The sequence below is a fragment of the Helicobacter sp. 23-1046 genome, assembly GCF_053654635.1.
In genome coordinates, this window is the sequence record NZ_JBSIUS010000001.1 from 348770 (window position 1) to 364979 (window position 16210).

Below are 16210 nucleotides of genomic sequence, written 5' to 3' on the forward strand. Positions count from 1 at the left end.
AAAGGGTGCAATAAGGTATCGCAAACCCATTTCAAGATAGATTTAACTCTCTATTGCGTTTTTTAAGTCCGCGATTAAGTCATCGACATTTTCTAGCCCTATGCTTAGGCGCACACCTGTGGGTGTAATCCCCGCAGATTCAAGCTCTTTGGCTGAAAGTTGTGAGTGCGTAGTGGAAGCGGGGTGAATGACAAGCGACTTAGAATCCCCGATATTTGCCGTAATGGAGTAGAGTTTAAGCGTATCGCAGATTTTTTTTGCCGCATCATAGCTTTGTGCTTCAAAGTTCAAAAGCCCACTAGCGCGTGAATCTATAAAGTATTTTTTCAATCTCGCGTTGTATGGGCTTGATTTTAGTCCGGGATAATCCACTTTGCCAACTTTTGAGTGAGATTCTAAAAATTCTGCGACTTTGAGCGCACTATCGCTGTGGCGTTTGATACGAAGCTCTAGTGTCTCTAATCCTTGCAAGTGAATCCACGCAACTTGCGGGGCAAGTGTCGCGCCGATATTGCGTAGCCACTCGGTGATTAGGCGAATGCCAAAGTTTGGCAGTGGTAGTGAGCTATACACAAGTCCGTGATAGCTCTCATCGGGCGTGTTAAACGCTGGGTAGCGTGGATTATCTTTGATAAGCGCGTTTAGTCCATCGCGTTCCACCGCTACGCCACCAAGCCCTGCGCCGTGTCCATTGACATATTTCGTAAGACTTGAAACACTAATATCGATTCCGTGCTCAAAAGGGCGAAACAAAAATGGTGTCGCCACTGTGTTATCGCATACGGTGATGATTTTGTGCTTTTTGGCGATTGCGGTAATCGCTTCAATATCTGGGATTGCGATTTGTGGATTTGAGAGCGATTCAAAGAAAATCACCTTTGTTTTATCATCGATAAGTGGCTCGATAGTGGAGACATCATCGACATCAAAGCATCGCACCTCAATGCCAAATCGCTTCAAAGTATGCACCAAAAGCGTTTGTGTCCCGCCATAAATTTTGTTTGAATACAAAATGTTATCCCCATTTTGCGCAAGATTCACAAATGTATAAAACAAAGCCGCGCTCCCGCTTGAAGTCGCCACGCCAAACGCACCGCCTTCAACCGCTGCAAGTCGCTGTGCTAGGACATCAACCGTTGGGTTTGTAAGCCGTGAGTAGATATTGCCTAACTCTTGCAAACCAAATCGTGCCGCTGCTTGAGCGATAGACTCAAAGCTATATGCCGTGCTTTGATAGATAGGCACGCTCAAAGTGCGCTGTGAATCGTAGTTATACGCCGCGTGAAGTGCGAGAGTCTCGCTACTGAAATTGTTGCTTTCTAAATTTGCCATTTTTTGTCCTTTAAATTGAAATTTGTGTTGTTACACAAAAGGAATATTACACAAAATTTTTAAAACACAATATGTATTTTGAAAATTTTGCAAAAATTTTTTGCTAATGTTACAAATTTTCACAAACACAATATGTATTTTGATTTTTGTGCATTTCATACGGTGTTTTACTCATTCTCTCTCTAAGTTTGCTATACTTTTGGCTTAGACTTAATGTTATGATGAAATAAGGAGATACAATGAGCGCAAATTCTGCTTTTGAAACAATCATCGGGCTAGAAGTCCATGTCCAGCTAAATACCAAAACTAAAATCTTTTGTAGTTGTGCGACAAGTTTTGGTGAAGAACCAAATAAAAATGTCTGCCCCACTTGTTTGGCATTGCCCGGGGCACTGCCCGTGCTTAACCGAGAAGCGGTAAAAAAGGCGATTCAATTTGGCACGGCGATAAACGCGGTTATTAACCAAAATTCGATTTTTGCGCGAAAAAATTATTTTTACCCCGACTTGCCAAAGGCGTATCAAATCAGCCAATATGAGATTCCAATCGTGGGTAAGGGCGCAATCGAAATTGAGCTAGATTCTGAATCTGATGGCGCAACGCACAAGATTATCGGCGTTACTCGCGCGCATCTCGAAGAAGACGCAGGCAAAAATATCCACGAATCTAACTATTCCAAAGTCGATTTAAACCGCGCCTGCACGCCATTGCTAGAAATCGTAAGCGAGCCAGATATGCGCAGTAGCGATGAAGCGGTGGCGTATTTAAAGAAACTCCATTCAATCGTGCGCTTTTTAGGCATTAGCGATGCGAATATGCAGGAGGGGAGTTTCCGCTGTGATGCGAATGTCTCAATCCGTCCGCGTGGAGATTCTAATCTTTACACACGCGTGGAGATTAAGAATCTCAACTCATTTAAATTTATCCAAAAAGCGATTGAATACGAGGTGCAAAGGCAAAGAGAGGCGTGGGAAGATGGCAAATATGAAAGCGAAGTGGTGCAAGAAACGCGACTATTTGACACGCAAAAGGGGCAGACGCGCTCTATGCGGGGCAAGGAGGAAGCGGCGGATTATCGCTATTTCCCTGACCCTGATTTGCTCCCCGTGTTTATCGATGACAATCTAATGGAAAAGGGGCGAGAAATCGCTGAAATGCCCGATGAAAAGCGCGCGCGATATATCAATGATTTTGGATTGAAGCCACAAGATGCGCAAATGCTGACAAATGAGCTAGAACTCGCGCAATACTTTGAATCTATGGTGGCACAAGGTGCGAGTGGCAAGGGGGCGTTTGTGTGGCTTGGTAATGAGCTTTTGGGGCGATTAAAAGGGGAGAATACTCTGCAAACTTGTGGCGTGGATAGCGCGACTTTGGCAAATCTCGTAAAAAGCGTAGAATCTAGCGCGATAAGTGGCAAAAGTGGCAAGCAGATTTTGGATTTGCTCGTAGAAAAGCGCGGGATTGATGAGAGTGGCAAAAAGCTAGAAATACATAGCCTTATAGAATCGCTAGGACTAGCGCAAGTCAATGATGATGGCGCGATTTTGGAGGCGATTGAAGTCGTGCTAAGCGCAAATGCCGATAAAGTCGCGGAGTATAAAAGTGGCAAGGATAAACTCTTTGGCTTTTTTGTGGGGCAGGTGATGAAAAACGCAAAAGGCGCAAATCCCGCAAGGGTAAATGAACTCTTAAAAGAGAAGTTGGGCTAAGACTACAAGTTTGTTTTTTAAAATTTAAAGGACAAAAATGAAAATACTTAAAAATCCGCTTTTTGCCTTTGTGCTTGGGGCGTTGGCTGTTTGCGCGGTGTATGCGGATATAAATGTGAGGGATAAAAACGGCTTTACCGCGCTAACGGAGGCTACAAGGGGAGAATATGTAGAAGTTGCAAAATACCTAAAAAGCAGAGGCGCGAACGAGTGAAATTTTGGCGTTGGATTTATGTTCGCGTAATCGTGTAAGATTTGTTAGATTTGTGTGAATCTTTTGTGGGATTTGAGGCAAAAAGCAGTTTTTAAGCTAGAATCTAGGACAAATCAATACAAAGGAGCAAAAATGCGAGTGTTTAGAAATTTAGGTTTGGGTGTGATTTTGGGTGCTTTTGTTGGTCTTGCGCCACTTATGGCAGATGAAGCAAGCGATATAGAGCGCGTAAAGAGTGAGATTTCTACGGCGCATAAAAATAGTGTTGTAAAAATCTTTAGCCAAAATATCGAAATCACAGACAAGCCTAAGGGTTATAAAAATTGGGGCGAGTTCATCATCGCTGAGGGTGGCTTGGATAAGGGTAAATACAAAGTGCTAAAAATAAAAGGAAGCGATATGTGGGGCATTTCACCCATAGTCGATGGCAAAAATGACTGCGGTGTAGTGCTTTGGATTTGTCAGCATAGCAAAAAGATGATATTTAATGCAGAAAAGTTCAAATCCGATGGACTATGTGGAAAAATCCGCGAATCTTACAAAGACAAAGATGGTAACTACAAAAAAGTAGCCGTGCCTTTTACTTTTTAGATTCTTGCATTACTTCACTTGCAATTAGTCAAATCCACTTGAAATTGGCTGGTTGCAAGGTTTTTTGTGAGTTTTGGAATCGAAGCTACAAAACTCCACTTCAATCATACTTTATACTTATACTTCACTATACAAGATTCTCTTAACCTTAAGAATTTATAAAATTTTATATGCAATTTTATTCAATTTAAGCATTTTTTAAGCGGGGGGGGTATAATTCTTATTTAAAAGAATAAAATAAGATTGCTCTAAATCCTAAAGACACAAGCACGGGTTAAGGAGTTAGCTTGGATTATTCTTTGTGGTTAAAGACTTACATCAACATTAAAGGAGGACTGCAACACAAAAAAACACACAACATTCAAATTGATTGGGCAAGCAAGTAAGGCGGAAGTTTTACAAAACTTCAAACACAACAACAAGTAAAATTGATAGTAGGAGGAAAAGATAGTGAGTAAAATCAATAAAATCAATAGAAGAGGCTTTATAAAGGGCACTTGTATCAGTGTGGGTGCGTTGTATATGGCTGGTTGTGGCGATACTAGCACGCAAGAAAGTGGCAGTGGCAACAAAATCAACCTTAACACTTCGGGCTTACCAAGCTGTGATATACTCATCATAGGCTCTGGAGGAGCAGGATTGCGTGCGGCTGTGGCAGCGAGAAAGGCAAATCCAAGTGCTATGGTGGTCGTAGCTACTAAAATGATGCCCTCACGCAACGCTACTTGTATGGCAGAGGGTGGAATCAATGGCGTTACAGACTTTAGCGATGGCGATTCGTATAAACTTCACACTTATGACACAATTAAGGGTGGGGCGTATTTAGTCGATCAAGACGCAGCAGAGAAGTTTTGTGAATTAGCAGGTAAGACAATTTTTGAAATGGATTATCTTGGCACACTCTTTAGTAGGAATGAAAAAACAAGTGGCGTAGCGCAAAGAATGATGGGTGGCGCATCGAAGAGACGATGCAATTATGCGGCAGATAAGACAGGGCATATTTTAATGCACTCTTGCCTTGATGATGCGATTAGCAACGATGTGAAGTTTTTAATGGACCACGAGCTTTTAGACATTGGCGTGAGTGATGGCAAATGTGAGGGCGTGGTGCTAAGAGATATTCAAAGTGGCGCGATTTTCCCGCTTCTTTGCAAATCTTTAGTCATCGCCACAGGTGGTTACACGAGAATCTTTTATAACAGGACTTCTACACCATTCATTGCCACAGGCGATGGCGTAGCTGCTGCATTGCGTGCGGGGATTGGGTTTAAAGACCCTGAAATGATTCAATTCCACCCCACAGGCGTATCAAATGGCGGGACACTTATCACCGAAGCGGCGCGTGGTGAGGGTGGATACTTGCTTAACAATAAAGGCGAACGCTTTATGCAAAAATACCACGAAAAAGCCGAACTCGCTCCGCGAGATGTTGTAGCGCGTTCTATGGAGATTGAGATTCGTGAAGGGCGTGGATTTGGTTCTGGGCTTGGTTCATATTTATTGTGCGATGTGCGACATTTAGGCAAGGAAACTATTATGAAAAAATTGCCAAAGATTCGCCATACAGCAATGCTTTTTGAAAATGTGGATTTAGTCGATGAGCCTGTGCCCGTGCGTCCGACAGCTCACTACTCTATGGGAGGAATTGATGTCGAAAAAATCGATGATATGAGCACAAATGTGGCTGGTGTGTATGTCGGTGGTGAAGCTGGGTGTATAAGCATTCACGGCGCAAATAGACTAGGTGGCAACTCTTTGACAGATGCGGTTGTTACAGGCAAACTTGCGGGCACAGGTGCGGCAAATTACGCAAAAAACGCAACTTTTAGCGAAGGCGAAACTCTCAAAAACTTAGCAAAAAAATGGCAAGACACCTTTAAAGAGGTAACTAGCAATGCAGAGGGCAATGGAAGCGAAATATACGCCTTGCGCGAGGAGCTAGGGCGTGAGAATTGGGATAATATGGGAATCTTTAGGACCCAAAGTAAGCTTGATAAACTCGCTAATACTCTAGAATCTATAGAAGAGCGATACAAAAAGCTTAAAGTTCCTAATCCTAATGAAGTAATGAATACAGCCTTTACGGATTATGTGGAATTAGGCAATCTTATTTTGCTCTCAAAATGTGCGTGTTTAGCAGCGAGAAATCGCCTTGAATCTCGTGGCGCACATACAAGAGAAGATTATCCTAAACGCGATGATGAGCAATTCTTAAAGCATAGCATTGTGAAAATGGAAAATGAGGAGCTAACACTAAGCTATAAAGATGTCGTGGTAACGCAATATCCACTTGATGGGAGGAAACCAGAATGAAAGTAGTTGTAGATAGATTTGATGGAAAAAAGTCTTATGAGCAGACTTATGAGTTAGAAGATGGGCTTATTAGAGGCAAAACTTTGCTTTCACTTTTGCTGTTAATCAAGCAAACAAAGGACATTACGCTAAACTTCACTGCATCTTGTAAATCTGCGATTTGTGGTGCGTGTGCGGTGCGGGTGAATGGACATTCATATTTGGCGTGTGATACGATAATGGACGACTTACTCAAAGAATACGATAATCCAGATTCTATTAGAATCTCTCCTTTAGGCAATTTTCGTGTGATTAGTGATTTGATTGTGGATTGGGAGCCATCTATTGAGAATCTTCGCAAAATTCGTCCTGCTATGGTGGCAAAATCTGAATTTAGTGAAGAAAAGGGCTGTAAGCAAACCCAAGAAGAATATGACAAAATTTCTAAACAATGGGATTGTATATTATGCGGAAGTTGTGCAAGCGAGTGCAATAAGCTAGAGGCTGATAGAAGCGATTATATGGAGCCTTTTGTCTTTACTCACGCATATCGTGCGGCTGCAGATTCTCGTGGGAAAGACCCTATGGTGCATATCAAGCCTAGTGTGAAAAATGGACTTTGGAATTGTGTGCATTGCCAAGAGTGTGCAAATCGCTGTCCAAAAGGTATTAGCTCGGCAGATGATATTGCAAACTTGCGCGTAATGGCGGTGAAAAATGGACTTGATTCTGGTGTGGGACCAGACCACGCAATGGCATTTTATAAAGATTTGGTAGGTGGTTCTGGACGCCTTAATGAGATATATCTCTCTTTGCGCTCTGATGGAGTCTTTGGCTCAATGGGAAAAATGGATATAGCCTATAACTTAATGAAGTCTGGCAAAATGAATCCATTGCATATTTTTGGTGAAGATGAGATTGAGGGGCACGCGGATTTAGTTAAGATGATACAAGCGGCGCAAAAAGCGCAAGAGAGCAAATAAGGGAGGAAATTACTATGAAAGAATTTGCCTTTTTTCCCGGCTGTGTGCTATCACAAGCCGCAAAGGAATCAAAAATTTCACTAGAGGCGATTGCGCCACTTTTGGATTGGAAACTTAATGAAATAAAGGGTTGGAGTTGTTGTGGAGCTTCTCAAGCTCAAGACATTGACCCAATGGCAAGCCTTGTAGCAAACGCGAGAAATATCGCTTTGGCAGAAAAAATGAATATGCCAATGCTGACTACTTGTAGCACTTGTATGCTGACTTTAAGCCGTGCTAAAAATACACTCGATAAAGGCGCAAAAGAACATATCAACACATTTTTAGCTGAGGGAAATATGCAATATCAAGGAAGCACAAATGTTACAAGTTTGCTTTGGGAGCTGTATGATGATGTTGAAAGTCTTAAGGCAAAAGTGGTAAAGCCACTTACCAACCTTAAGGTTGCGTTGTTTTATGGTTGTCATAGCATTCGTCCAGAGAAGGAATTTGGCGCGAAAGAAAGCTCAACTAATCCTAAAAGCTTTGAAGTGGTGGCTGATGCACTTGGTGCTACTGCTGTGCCATTCAAAAAGCGACTTGATTGCTGTGGATTCCACGCGACTTATCCAGCAGAAAAATCCGTGCAAAAAATGTCAAGTCAAATAGTCAATGATGCAGATAGTAATCAAGCTGATTGTGTGGTAACGCCTTGTCCGCTTTGCCAAATGCAGTTAGACATTTACCAAGAGCGATTCCAAAGCGAGACTAAATCAAGTCCAAGAGTGCCTATTATCCACCTATCTCAACTTGTGGGATTAGCACTTGGGCTAAGTGCTGAGGATTTGGGGCTAGACTTAAACATTATCGATGCGACCAAAATAGCTGTATAGAGGCTATCATACTTTGTAAGCAAACCTTTAGATACATACTAGAGGTTTGCTGTTATGTATTCTTAGATTCTCCTTGTTTTAATTTCTTAAGCGTTGCTAGAATGGCGGTGTTTTGCTCGATGACATTTTGGATTTGCTCACTTAGTGAGTGGGTGAGTGTTTGGATTTTTTCATTGATGGAGCGTGTAAGGACTTTGGCTAAGTTATTGTGCAAAAACAATCGCTCTAAAAAAAGCTCAAAATACAGCGCATTATTGAGTAAATCGCGGATATTTTCCATTGTGGGTTCATAGAGCGCAAATTTATCAGGGTTAGTTTTGTGCGCCTCAATAGCGCGTTTAATCTTACAATCAAGCTCTAAACACACGAGTTTGAGTGCATTTGGCGTGCTTTTTTGCAAAAGTTGGCTAAGTGAGTGCGTTTGGAGGAAAAATTGCGCGCAGATTTCTTGCAAGGCATTTTCATAAGAATGCAGGATAAATGTGCGTGTAAGAAAAAACTTTTGCATATTTTTAGGTAGGGTAAGGAGGAGATTTTCAAATGTCTGCGGGAGAGAATCTGTGGCTAAATCATTTCGAGATTGGTTTGGGAGTGCATAGATTTGCAGGCTTTTAGATTCAAAATCTTCTAGCAATTCTTTTGGTGGTTTTAGGCTTTCTAAAAATTTTTTACCAAAATTTTTTATCTCACTTGCAAGTTTGTTGATTGCTAAAATATGCTCGCTATCTTCACGCGCAATAGCACTAAGCAGAGAATCAAGTGGCAAAATGCTTGTTTGTTTATCATAGTTTTGCATTTTGCTAAAGCCAAGAGAGGATTTTTGCTTGCGCGATAGGGTGATGTTTTCGCGTTTTAGTGAGCTAAAGATGTATTGAGTGAGGTCATTAAAACGAGAATCTAGTGCATTAAAGAGACTTTGACATTCATCATTAAGCGTGTTGTCTTTAGTTAAATGAAATGCGTAGTGTTTGAGCGTGTCTTGCAGGGCATAAAGTCTTTTGTTGCAACTATGCGTGCGTTTGTAGTGCTTGATGATAAGTGCGCGCAGTGTGTGATGTGCCTTGTTTGTCTTGCTTGTATCTTTTTGTGCGAGCAAGTGTTCGTTGATAAAGCAAAGCACGGCGTTAATATTTGAAGATTCTAAACGCGTAGAATCTGCCTCTAATTTTGCCTGCAGTGCATCTTTTGCTGAAATGGCTACAATATCTTCAAAGATTCCACTAAAGGCGGTTTTTGCATACTGCAAGCTTGTGTTTATTTCATTGTCATTTTTTAGCCTATCTTTTTGATTAAGCACACATAGACTTTTTGATTTGAATTTTTTAATGTGGTTGTTGAGCACTTCTTTTTCGCTATTTTTACCCACATTATCAATTAAAGAGAGCCAAATAATGCCATCAACAGCTTGTAGGATATTGTTGCTAATATCTGTGTCTTGTGCATTTTGTGAGTTGAATCCCGGTGTGTCTAAAAAGGTAATATGGCGCAAAATTTCATTTGGCGCATAGAGTTTAAATGAGTCAATTTGCGCGATTTTTTTGCTTTGTGTCGCTAAAAAATCAATATTTGTAAGCTCTTGCGTGCCGTCTTTGTAGTTGATTTGTAAAAATGCACTCTCTCCATAGCAAATTTCACAAACTTTTGCTGTAACAGGGATAATGCCACTTGGCAAAATATTTTGCCCTAAAAGTGCATTTAGAAATGAGCTTTTGCCACTAGAGAATTGCCCAATTACAGCAATTTTTAGCGGAGCATCGAGACTGCGTTTAAGGGTTAAAAAAGCCTCTTTGTCTTTAGAATCAAGCACAAAATGTGTCGATAAAAAATCTTGCACAGCCGTGATTTTAGCCTGTAGGGGATTTGTGGGTTGTGGATTTTGTGATGTTGCCTGCTTTTGTGAGATTGTGGGGTTTGCTTGATTGGTGGCTTTAATGGCTTGGATTTGTGTGATAAAATCGTGCAAAACTTGTGTTTTCATACATTTCCTTTAGGATTCTAATGCGTTTTGCAATTCTTGTAATTGCTGTGCAATGTTTTGCAAAGTTTGAAGTTGGGCATTTATCGTGGACTTAAGTGTTTCTTTATCGCTTCTGTTTGCTTGGGTTAAGGCATTTTGTATGATTTGCTCTTTGTGGGCGATTTGGGCTTTAAATTCATCGCTGATATTTGTAGTAATGTCAGTAAAAAAATCTAAAAGTGCTTGTTTGGTTTGGTTTGACTTATGCAAGATAAGCTCACTAAAAGCGACAAAAGTATGCGAAAAAATAGAATCTAGCTTGGCTGAGAGATTAGTAGAATTGACGACTTGCATTACTTCTTTAGCGAGGTTTTGTGCAAAGTGTGCGACTTGCTCATCTTTGGCGTGAAAACTAAAGGCAGGAGGAGAGGCAAAAACTTTATCACTTTCTTGGAGGTTTTGTGTGTGTATTTCTTGGAGGAGTTGTGTGATTTTGGTATTTAATTTAAATTTATAATCTCTACTTACATCGGTAAAAATGTCTTTGAGCGCGATTAAAAAACTTTCTATAAAATTTTCTTCGCTTAGTTTTCTCTTTTGATTGTTGGCGTAGATGATATTTTGAAGTGTCCTATCTTTTAGCATTTCTTGCGAGGTTTGGAGAGATTGATTAAGTGCGGTTTGAAACACTACAAGGCTAGAATCTAGTGCATTATTTTTTTCTTGGATTTGTGTAATAGCGTGTTTTGCTTTTGTTTCTAGGGCTTGATTTTGCGCTCTTTCTTGGGTGATAAATTCTTGTAATTCCTCATTATTTGCGTTTAGTAGTTTGAGTTTTAAATGAAAATCTTGCGTGAAATCCTGTGTGATTTTTGTGAGATTTTTACTTGCTAAAAAAAGTATATCTCTATGTTTTAGGCTATTTTCTCCAAGCAACATAGAATCTAAATATTGCTCTAAGGCTTCAAAGCCGTTTTGTGCGTTTGAGGGTTGTGAGAGTTTGAGATAGCTTGAGATTGGGAGAAATGTAATGCGTGAAAGCACGCTTTTGGTATCAATTTTGGCGGAGATTTTTTTAATTTGATTCTCTAAGCTTTGTTTGGTGTAACTAAGGCTTTGTTGTAATTCATTTGGGCTAATTAAATCAATTTTAGTCAGCACGACAAGTAGGCGAGAAATGTTGCGCTCTAAAAGCGTCTCTAAAATAAAATCTATATCTACTTGTGTCGCCGCACAACTTGCATTCATTAAGTGGATTACCAAATCACAATCATTTAAATATGATTTTGTGATTTCCTCCCTTTTTGTAATGGGGTCATCAAGTCCGGGCGTATCAACTATATCCACGCCATTTTGTAAAAATTTTAGTGGTGTGAAAAGCTCGACTTTTTGGATTAAATTACACATTTTGCTATCGTGGTTTGCTGAAGTGTAGGTGGCTAATTCATTGAGTGTAATCTCTTGTGTGCGGGTGTTTGGCAAAATATACTCGCCCAAACTTTCTCCAAATTTCTTTTGGCTTTGTGTGATAAATTCGCGCAAGCCTTTGTCAAACTCGCTATCTTGGATTAAATCCTCCCATTGCTTGGTGTTCCAAAAATATACTTTTGCGCCTTGCTTGTCGGCAAACTTTAGCACGGTGAGATTCGCAGTTTCTGGGATAGTTGAGGTGGCGAGAATCTCCTCTCCTAAAAGCGCGTTTAAAAACGAGCTTTTACCAGCACTAAGCACGCCCGTAACGCCGATTGAAAATTTTTGATTCTCAAGGTTATTGTGCACTCTATCAAGCAAATTTATGGAGCGTTCTTGGAGTGTCGCTTCTTCTTTACTTGTTTTTGCAATTTCTTTAATCTCATTATGCAGAGTTTTGATTTTTGTTTTAATATCACTTAGAGTGGTATATTTGGATTGTGTTTTATTGAGAGAATCTAACCTATCACAAAGGCTTTTATAATGCTCTTTTGTGATGATATGAGCGTGGCAGAGTGTCGATAAATATGTTTGCAAATGTGTGTCTAATAATGGCGCAATGGCATTTTGACATAACTCTATAAGCTCAAGGCTAGGGGGGGCATTAAAAAATTCATTAAAAAATTCATTAAAAATCGCGCTTTGTGAAAATAGGGCGAAATTTTCCTCATTGCACGCAAGGGTGATAGCGAGGAATTCTGGGGCATTTTTATAGTATTGTAAAAACGCTTGATTCTCGCTCATAGTAGTTCTTTAGGGATTTTGTAAAATATCTAATCGCTTTTGAATAACACTTAATTCATAACGCAAAAAATTTAAAACCATTTCGTATTTATCGCTTTGTTTATCGGTGCTAAGTCCCTCAAAAAGCACCAACAATCGCTCTTCAAGTAATTGCAAAAATACCTTTTCACTACTTAGTCTATCGCCCTTTTTTGCTTCACTCATTGCGGCAAACACAGAGGGATTGTAGTTGGTAGCACTCATAGTGTTAAGATTTTTGAGCGCACGCTCTGAAAGATTGAAGTTTTGATTAGCGAAGTTTTTGAGTTCTCTATCAGCAGTTTGTTTATCACCCAAAAAAGTATGTGATTGCGCAGATTGTGTGTTTTTTGCACTATGGAGCGTTTCAAATGTGATGTCTTGTTTTTGTAACACACGGATAGAGGTCTCTTGCTCGCCTTCTGGCAGACTTTCTATGTCGTTGATTGTTTCTAAAATGATGTCTTTTAGTTCCATTTCCCTAACCACTCTTTAAAAATTCTCGCCTGCTCTTTGTCGTTAATACGCGCAAACACTTCTAACCACTTGGAATCAGGAGTTTTATTTTTTGGTGGATTGCTTAATCGCTCAACCCCGAGTTGCGCCTCAACATTGCCTTGATTACTTAAGTCTTTATAAATTTGGAGTGCTTGTTCTTTGCGCCCACTAAATTCATAAATACTCGCCATAACAAGCGTTTTTAAACTCATTGCCAATCCTTTCTGTGATGAGATATTGTAGCGAAATTTTTAGATTCTCTTTCCTTATTTTTGCAAAATGACATCGATGTCCTTTGGTGGAGTAAAGATAAATAGAGAATCTTGCAGTGTCGGGTTTGCTATGACATTATTAAAAATGATTTTTGTGGGGCTACCGAGCTGGTCTGTGTATTGGATACTTATTGGCAAGCCATTTTTATCAATCGCTAAGGTATATTCTATCCCATCAACACGCGCGATATATCTCCCCGTTTGCTTATTGTGAGAATCAAGCTCTGGAGTGGCATTAGAGAGTATTTCAAAAAAATCACTTGAGCCCTGCACCGAGCCAATGTATGCCTGCGCAAGTGATGGCTCATATACAGCAAATTTTCCATTGTTGATAAACACCTGCTTATCCATTGGGGGAGAATAATCCCATTTTGCTTTATTTGGCATTTTTGCATAGAGCACACCATAATAGCTTGCTTCTAAGCCTCCTTCCGCGCTGATAATTTGTTCAAAATTTGCCTTTAGGCTTTTGAGGTTGGTATTAAGTCCTGCGCCAAGCATATTTGCACTCACTGCAAGTTGGCAAAGCAAAATATATATACACACACGAAAATTTTTCATTTGTTACTCCTTATTGGGCTTGCAAATGCAAAATGCAATCCATAATTTTTTGGGCAATTTGTTTGGGGCTTAGAGCACAATCCTTAGGGCTTATGATAATGTCTGCTTGATTTTTATACACGCTAGACCTAGCCATAAACAGCTCCTTTGCTTTAATTGTATCATTAAAAAGAGGACGAGATTCTCGTTGTTTTGTGTCTAATCGTTTGGCAATACTTTCAAAATCATTGTCTAAAAAGACGACTACACCAAGATTGCGCATATCATTAAAGACAGGCATTCCACCACCTGTGGCTATGACACATTGTCTAGCGTTTGTTTGAAGCCACTGCAATAGGCGAGATTCCATATTGCGAAACGCACTTTCGCCTAAGTCTGTAAAAATTTCATTTATGGACTTATTGACAATGGATTGTATCAACTCATCACTATCGCAAAAAAAATAATCACACAACGCGCTAATCTCTTTGCCAACGCTACTTTTCCCGCTACCCATAAAGCCAATAAGCACGATATTTTGTGCGTTTGGTAGAGAATCTTGTCGCATTGACATATCAGCGGAGCTCAAGCAAATAGCCATCGCGTTGGGATTGCATTTGGTATTTGTATTGTCCATCGAGCTCTAAAGAGATTCTATAAAAATTTTCGTGGCTTGAGAGATTGATATTTTTAAAATATTTTTTATTAAGGTTGAGCTTTTGATTATAGGCTTTTTCCATTCCCTCAAAGTCGAGCACAATGCGGTGTGGCTTTGGCAAGACGAAGTTGCGGACATTTTTGTATTCTGTGGCGATAAAAATTTGCTTCCCATTGACAATGACTTCAAAATCGCCAATTTTAAAGCGATTTTCGCTAGCATATTGCGCGCCAATAGCCTTTTGTGAAAACTCTAATGGATAGTGCCAATCAATGCTTTGGTTGATAGGGACTTCTTTTGTGTTGGTTGTGCCATCAATATTTTGATAAGTGATAGTGATGCTTTTTAGTGCCCTAGCGGTTGAGGGAAGCTGAATGGTAATATCACGCATAATCTCTTTTGGGGGTTCTTTTTGGAAATGCAAGCCTTCTTTTGGCGTGATAGCAGGAGAAAATGGGTCATCACGCGAAAAAAGCACGCACGAGATAACGCAGAGTAACAATAACTTTTTCACGACCCAAGACCTTTTAACTCAAATATTTCTTGTTGAATTTTAGCATTTTGCTTTTGTAGAGAATCTATTTCATCGACAAGTGCTTTTTGTTGTTTTTGTAGGGTGAAGAGCACCTCAAAAGATTGAGAGCCAAAGAGCAAATATCCACCCCACACACACAAAAAAATAAACACGCACGCACGCAAAATAGGCTTTTTATTTTGCTTATACCAATCTTTTAAGAGTATATCCTCATTTGTTTGCATTTTTTCCTTACCCTAAATCATTTTCCAAAGAGACTTGCTCCCAAATATTCGCTATTTGAGATTTGAGATTCTATCTCTAGCAAGCGATTGTATTTTGCGATTCGCTCACTTCTTGCCGTAGCTCCTGTTTTTATTTGCCCGCAGTTTAGCGCGATAGAAAAATCAGCAATAAAAGTGTCCTCACTCTCTCCACTGCGATGACTCATAATGCAGTTATACTTGTTTCGTTGCGCAAGGCGCACGGTTTGCATTGTCTGCGTAACGGTCCCAATTTGATTTGGTTTAATTAAAATGGCATTGGCGATATTTTCCTTAATGCCTTGCGCGAGAATCTTTTTATTGGTTACAAACAAATCATCGCCCACAAGTTGAATCTTATCGCCAAGCCTTTGCGTCAAATATTTCCAGCCATCTTCATCATCTTCGCTTAATCCATCTTCAATCGATACGATAGGATATTTTTGCACCAACTCTTCATAATAGCCTACAAGTTCTTGTGAGCTTAGCTCCTTACCCTCTCCAGCTAAGTTATACATTTTATTTTCATTGAAGAGCTCACTGCTTGCGACATCTAGCGCGATAGCAATATCTTCAAGTGGCTTATAACCAGCTTTTTCAATCGCTTGCAAAATAATTTCAATAGGCTCAGCATTGTTGCTAAGATTTGGTGCGAACCCTCCCTCATCGCCAATGCTTGTGATATGTTTAGATTCTTGGAGAATCTTTTTAAGGCTAGCATATACTTCTGCGCTCGCTCGTAACCCCTCACTAAAGCTATCAAAACCCAAAGGCATAATCATATATTCTTGGAAATCCACCGTGTTATCAGCGTGCTTTCCACCATTTATGATATTAAGCATTGGTGTTGGCAGGGTCAGTGCATTTGCTCCACCAAGATAGCGGTATAATGAGATATTGAGGCTCTTTGCTGCGGCACGAGCGATAGCCATAGATACGCCTAAAGTAGCGTTTGCGCCGAGTTTTGAAAAATTATCTGTGCCGTCTAAATCTTTGAGTGTCGCATCAATTAACCCTTGGTCATAAGGACTCGCACCGATAAGGGCTTCGCTAATGTGAATGTCAATGTTTTCACACGCTTTAAGCACGCCTTTGCCTAAAAATCGATTTTTATCGCCATCGCGTAATTCTACGGCTTCTTTCTTCCCTGTGCTTGCACCACTTGGCACGATTGCGCTTTGCTTTGTGCCATCGCTTAATATCACTGTTGCTTTAATCGTTGGATTCCCTCGAGAATCTAAGACCTCTTGTGAGTAAATCTTACTAATTAGTATCATCTT

16 protein-coding genes are annotated in these 16210 nt (G+C 40.1%); 6 read left to right on the top strand and 10 right to left on the bottom strand.

Translation table 11 applies throughout. The annotated features are described in order from the left end of the window. Positions 1-42 precede the first annotated feature (42 nt). Positions 43-1332 carry an O-acetylhomoserine aminocarboxypropyltransferase/cysteine synthase family protein gene (locus ACWIUJ_RS01685; RefSeq protein WP_454168575.1) on the bottom strand — a complete coding sequence of 430 codons (1290 nt, stop codon included), beginning with the start codon at positions 1330-1332 and terminating at the stop codon, positions 43-45. A gap of 239 nt (positions 1333-1571) precedes the next feature. On the opposite strand from ACWIUJ_RS01685, the gene gatB reads away from it, so the two are divergent. From gatB to sdhE, 6 genes are all read left to right on the top strand, one after another. Next, entirely contained in the window at positions 1572-3044 is a 1473-nt protein-coding gene (gene gatB, locus ACWIUJ_RS01690) for an Asp-tRNA(Asn)/Glu-tRNA(Gln) amidotransferase subunit GatB (RefSeq protein ID WP_454168577.1), read from the top strand. 37 nt (positions 3045-3081) lie between these two features. Continuing rightward, the gene (locus ACWIUJ_RS01695) at positions 3082-3258 is read left to right on the top strand and encodes an ankyrin repeat domain-containing protein (protein WP_454168579.1); all 177 of its coding nucleotides are present in this window, start codon (positions 3082-3084) and stop codon (positions 3256-3258) included. 132 nt (positions 3259-3390) lie between these two features. Continuing rightward, positions 3391-3849 (top strand): hypothetical protein, encoded by a 459-nt coding sequence (locus ACWIUJ_RS01700; protein ID WP_454168581.1) that lies wholly within the window; start codon positions 3391-3393, stop codon positions 3847-3849. Positions 3850-4299: 450 nt separating this feature from the next. Beyond that, the gene (gene sdhA / locus ACWIUJ_RS01705) at positions 4300-6162 is read left to right on the top strand and encodes an 8-methylmenaquinol:fumarate reductase flavoprotein subunit (RefSeq protein WP_454168583.1); all 1863 of its coding nucleotides are present in this window, start codon (positions 4300-4302) and stop codon (positions 6160-6162) included. Then, the gene (sdhB, locus tag ACWIUJ_RS01710; protein ID WP_454152125.1) at positions 6159-7124 is read left to right on the top strand and encodes an 8-methylmenaquinol:fumarate reductase iron-sulfur subunit; all 966 of its coding nucleotides are present in this window, start codon (positions 6159-6161) and stop codon (positions 7122-7124) included. The genes sdhA and sdhB overlap by 4 nt, the downstream gene beginning before the upstream one ends. Before the next feature lie 14 nt (positions 7125-7138). Next, the gene (sdhE, locus tag ACWIUJ_RS01715; protein ID WP_454168585.1) at positions 7139-7996 is read left to right on the top strand and encodes an 8-methylmenaquinol:fumarate reductase membrane anchor subunit; all 858 of its coding nucleotides are present in this window, start codon (positions 7139-7141) and stop codon (positions 7994-7996) included. 52 nt (positions 7997-8048) lie between these two features. On the opposite strand, the gene ACWIUJ_RS01720 is transcribed toward sdhE, so the two are convergent. The 9 genes from ACWIUJ_RS01720 to eno are packed head-to-tail and all read right to left on the bottom strand — an operon-like array spanning position 8049 to position 16207. Beyond that, complete coding sequence (locus ACWIUJ_RS01720) at positions 8049-9974, bottom strand: dynamin family protein (protein WP_454168587.1); 1926 nt, start codon at positions 9972-9974, stop codon at positions 8049-8051. A 9-nt stretch (positions 9975-9983) separates the two neighbouring features. Further along, positions 9984-12167 (bottom strand): dynamin family protein, encoded by a 2184-nt coding sequence (locus tag ACWIUJ_RS01725; RefSeq protein WP_454168589.1) that lies wholly within the window; start codon positions 12165-12167, stop codon positions 9984-9986. A gap of 9 nt (positions 12168-12176) precedes the next feature. Then, positions 12177-12662: a CiaD-like domain-containing protein gene (locus ACWIUJ_RS01730; RefSeq protein ID WP_454152128.1), complete on the bottom strand. Its 486-nt coding sequence runs from the start codon at positions 12660-12662 to the stop codon at positions 12177-12179. Further along, positions 12653-12895 carry a hypothetical protein gene (locus ACWIUJ_RS01735; protein ID WP_454168591.1) on the bottom strand — a complete coding sequence of 81 codons (243 nt, stop codon included), beginning with the start codon at positions 12893-12895 and terminating at the stop codon, positions 12653-12655. The genes ACWIUJ_RS01730 and ACWIUJ_RS01735 overlap by 10 nt, the downstream gene beginning before the upstream one ends. Before the next feature lie 54 nt (positions 12896-12949). After that, the gene (lolA, locus tag ACWIUJ_RS01740; protein WP_454152130.1) at positions 12950-13516 is read right to left on the bottom strand and encodes a LolA-like outer membrane lipoprotein chaperone; all 567 of its coding nucleotides are present in this window, start codon (positions 13514-13516) and stop codon (positions 12950-12952) included. Between the two features lie 10 nt (positions 13517-13526). Beyond that, positions 13527-14132, bottom strand: coding sequence for a shikimate kinase (locus tag ACWIUJ_RS01745; RefSeq protein WP_454168593.1), 606 nt, complete (start codon positions 14130-14132; stop codon positions 13527-13529). Beyond that, positions 14071-14667 carry an AMIN domain-containing protein gene (locus ACWIUJ_RS01750; protein ID WP_454152132.1) on the bottom strand — a complete coding sequence of 199 codons (597 nt, stop codon included), beginning with the start codon at positions 14665-14667 and terminating at the stop codon, positions 14071-14073. Before ACWIUJ_RS01750 ends, ACWIUJ_RS01745 begins: the two co-directional genes overlap by 62 nt. After that, on the bottom strand, positions 14664-14912 hold the full coding sequence (locus tag ACWIUJ_RS01755) for an FtsB family cell division protein (protein ID WP_454152133.1): 249 nt from the start codon (positions 14910-14912) through the stop codon (positions 14664-14666). Before ACWIUJ_RS01755 ends, ACWIUJ_RS01750 begins: the two co-directional genes overlap by 4 nt. 17 nt (positions 14913-14929) lie before the next feature. After that, the gene (gene eno / locus ACWIUJ_RS01760; protein ID WP_454168595.1) at positions 14930-16207 is read right to left on the bottom strand and encodes a phosphopyruvate hydratase; all 1278 of its coding nucleotides are present in this window, start codon (positions 16205-16207) and stop codon (positions 14930-14932) included. Positions 16208-16210 lie beyond the last annotated feature (3 nt).

Excerpts from the sequence above, each read along its gene's own strand:
- gatB (WP_454168577.1), top strand. The coding sequence starts at position 1,572 with ATGAGCGCAAATTCTGCTTTTGAAACAATCATCGGGCTAGAAGTCCAT.
- ACWIUJ_RS01755 (WP_454152133.1), bottom strand. The coding sequence starts at position 14,912 with ATGCAAACAAATGAGGATATACTCTTAAAAGATTGGTATAAGCAAAAT.
- ACWIUJ_RS01700 (WP_454168581.1), top strand. The coding sequence starts at position 3,391 with ATGCGAGTGTTTAGAAATTTAGGTTTGGGTGTGATTTTGGGTGCTTTT.
- lolA (WP_454152130.1), bottom strand. The coding sequence starts at position 13,516 with ATGAAAAATTTTCGTGTGTGTATATATATTTTGCTTTGCCAACTTGCA.
- sdhE (WP_454168585.1), top strand. The coding sequence starts at position 7,139 with ATGAAAGAATTTGCCTTTTTTCCCGGCTGTGTGCTATCACAAGCCGCA.
- ACWIUJ_RS01695 (WP_454168579.1), top strand. The coding sequence starts at position 3,082 with ATGAAAATACTTAAAAATCCGCTTTTTGCCTTTGTGCTTGGGGCGTTG.
- ACWIUJ_RS01725 (WP_454168589.1), bottom strand. The coding sequence starts at position 12,167 with ATGAGCGAGAATCAAGCGTTTTTACAATACTATAAAAATGCCCCAGAA.
- eno (WP_454168595.1), bottom strand. The coding sequence starts at position 16,207 with ATGATACTAATTAGTAAGATTTACTCACAAGAGGTCTTAGATTCTCGA.
- ACWIUJ_RS01720 (WP_454168587.1), bottom strand. The coding sequence starts at position 9,974 with ATGAAAACACAAGTTTTGCACGATTTTATCACACAAATCCAAGCCATT.
- ACWIUJ_RS01685 (WP_454168575.1), bottom strand. The coding sequence starts at position 1,332 with ATGGCAAATTTAGAAAGCAACAATTTCAGTAGCGAGACTCTCGCACTT.
- ACWIUJ_RS01745 (WP_454168593.1), bottom strand. The coding sequence starts at position 14,132 with ATGGACAATACAAATACCAAATGCAATCCCAACGCGATGGCTATTTGC.
- ACWIUJ_RS01735 (WP_454168591.1), bottom strand. The coding sequence starts at position 12,895 with ATGAGTTTAAAAACGCTTGTTATGGCGAGTATTTATGAATTTAGTGGG.
- sdhB (WP_454152125.1), top strand. The coding sequence starts at position 6,159 with ATGAAAGTAGTTGTAGATAGATTTGATGGAAAAAAGTCTTATGAGCAG.
- ACWIUJ_RS01730 (WP_454152128.1), bottom strand. The coding sequence starts at position 12,662 with ATGGAACTAAAAGACATCATTTTAGAAACAATCAACGACATAGAAAGT.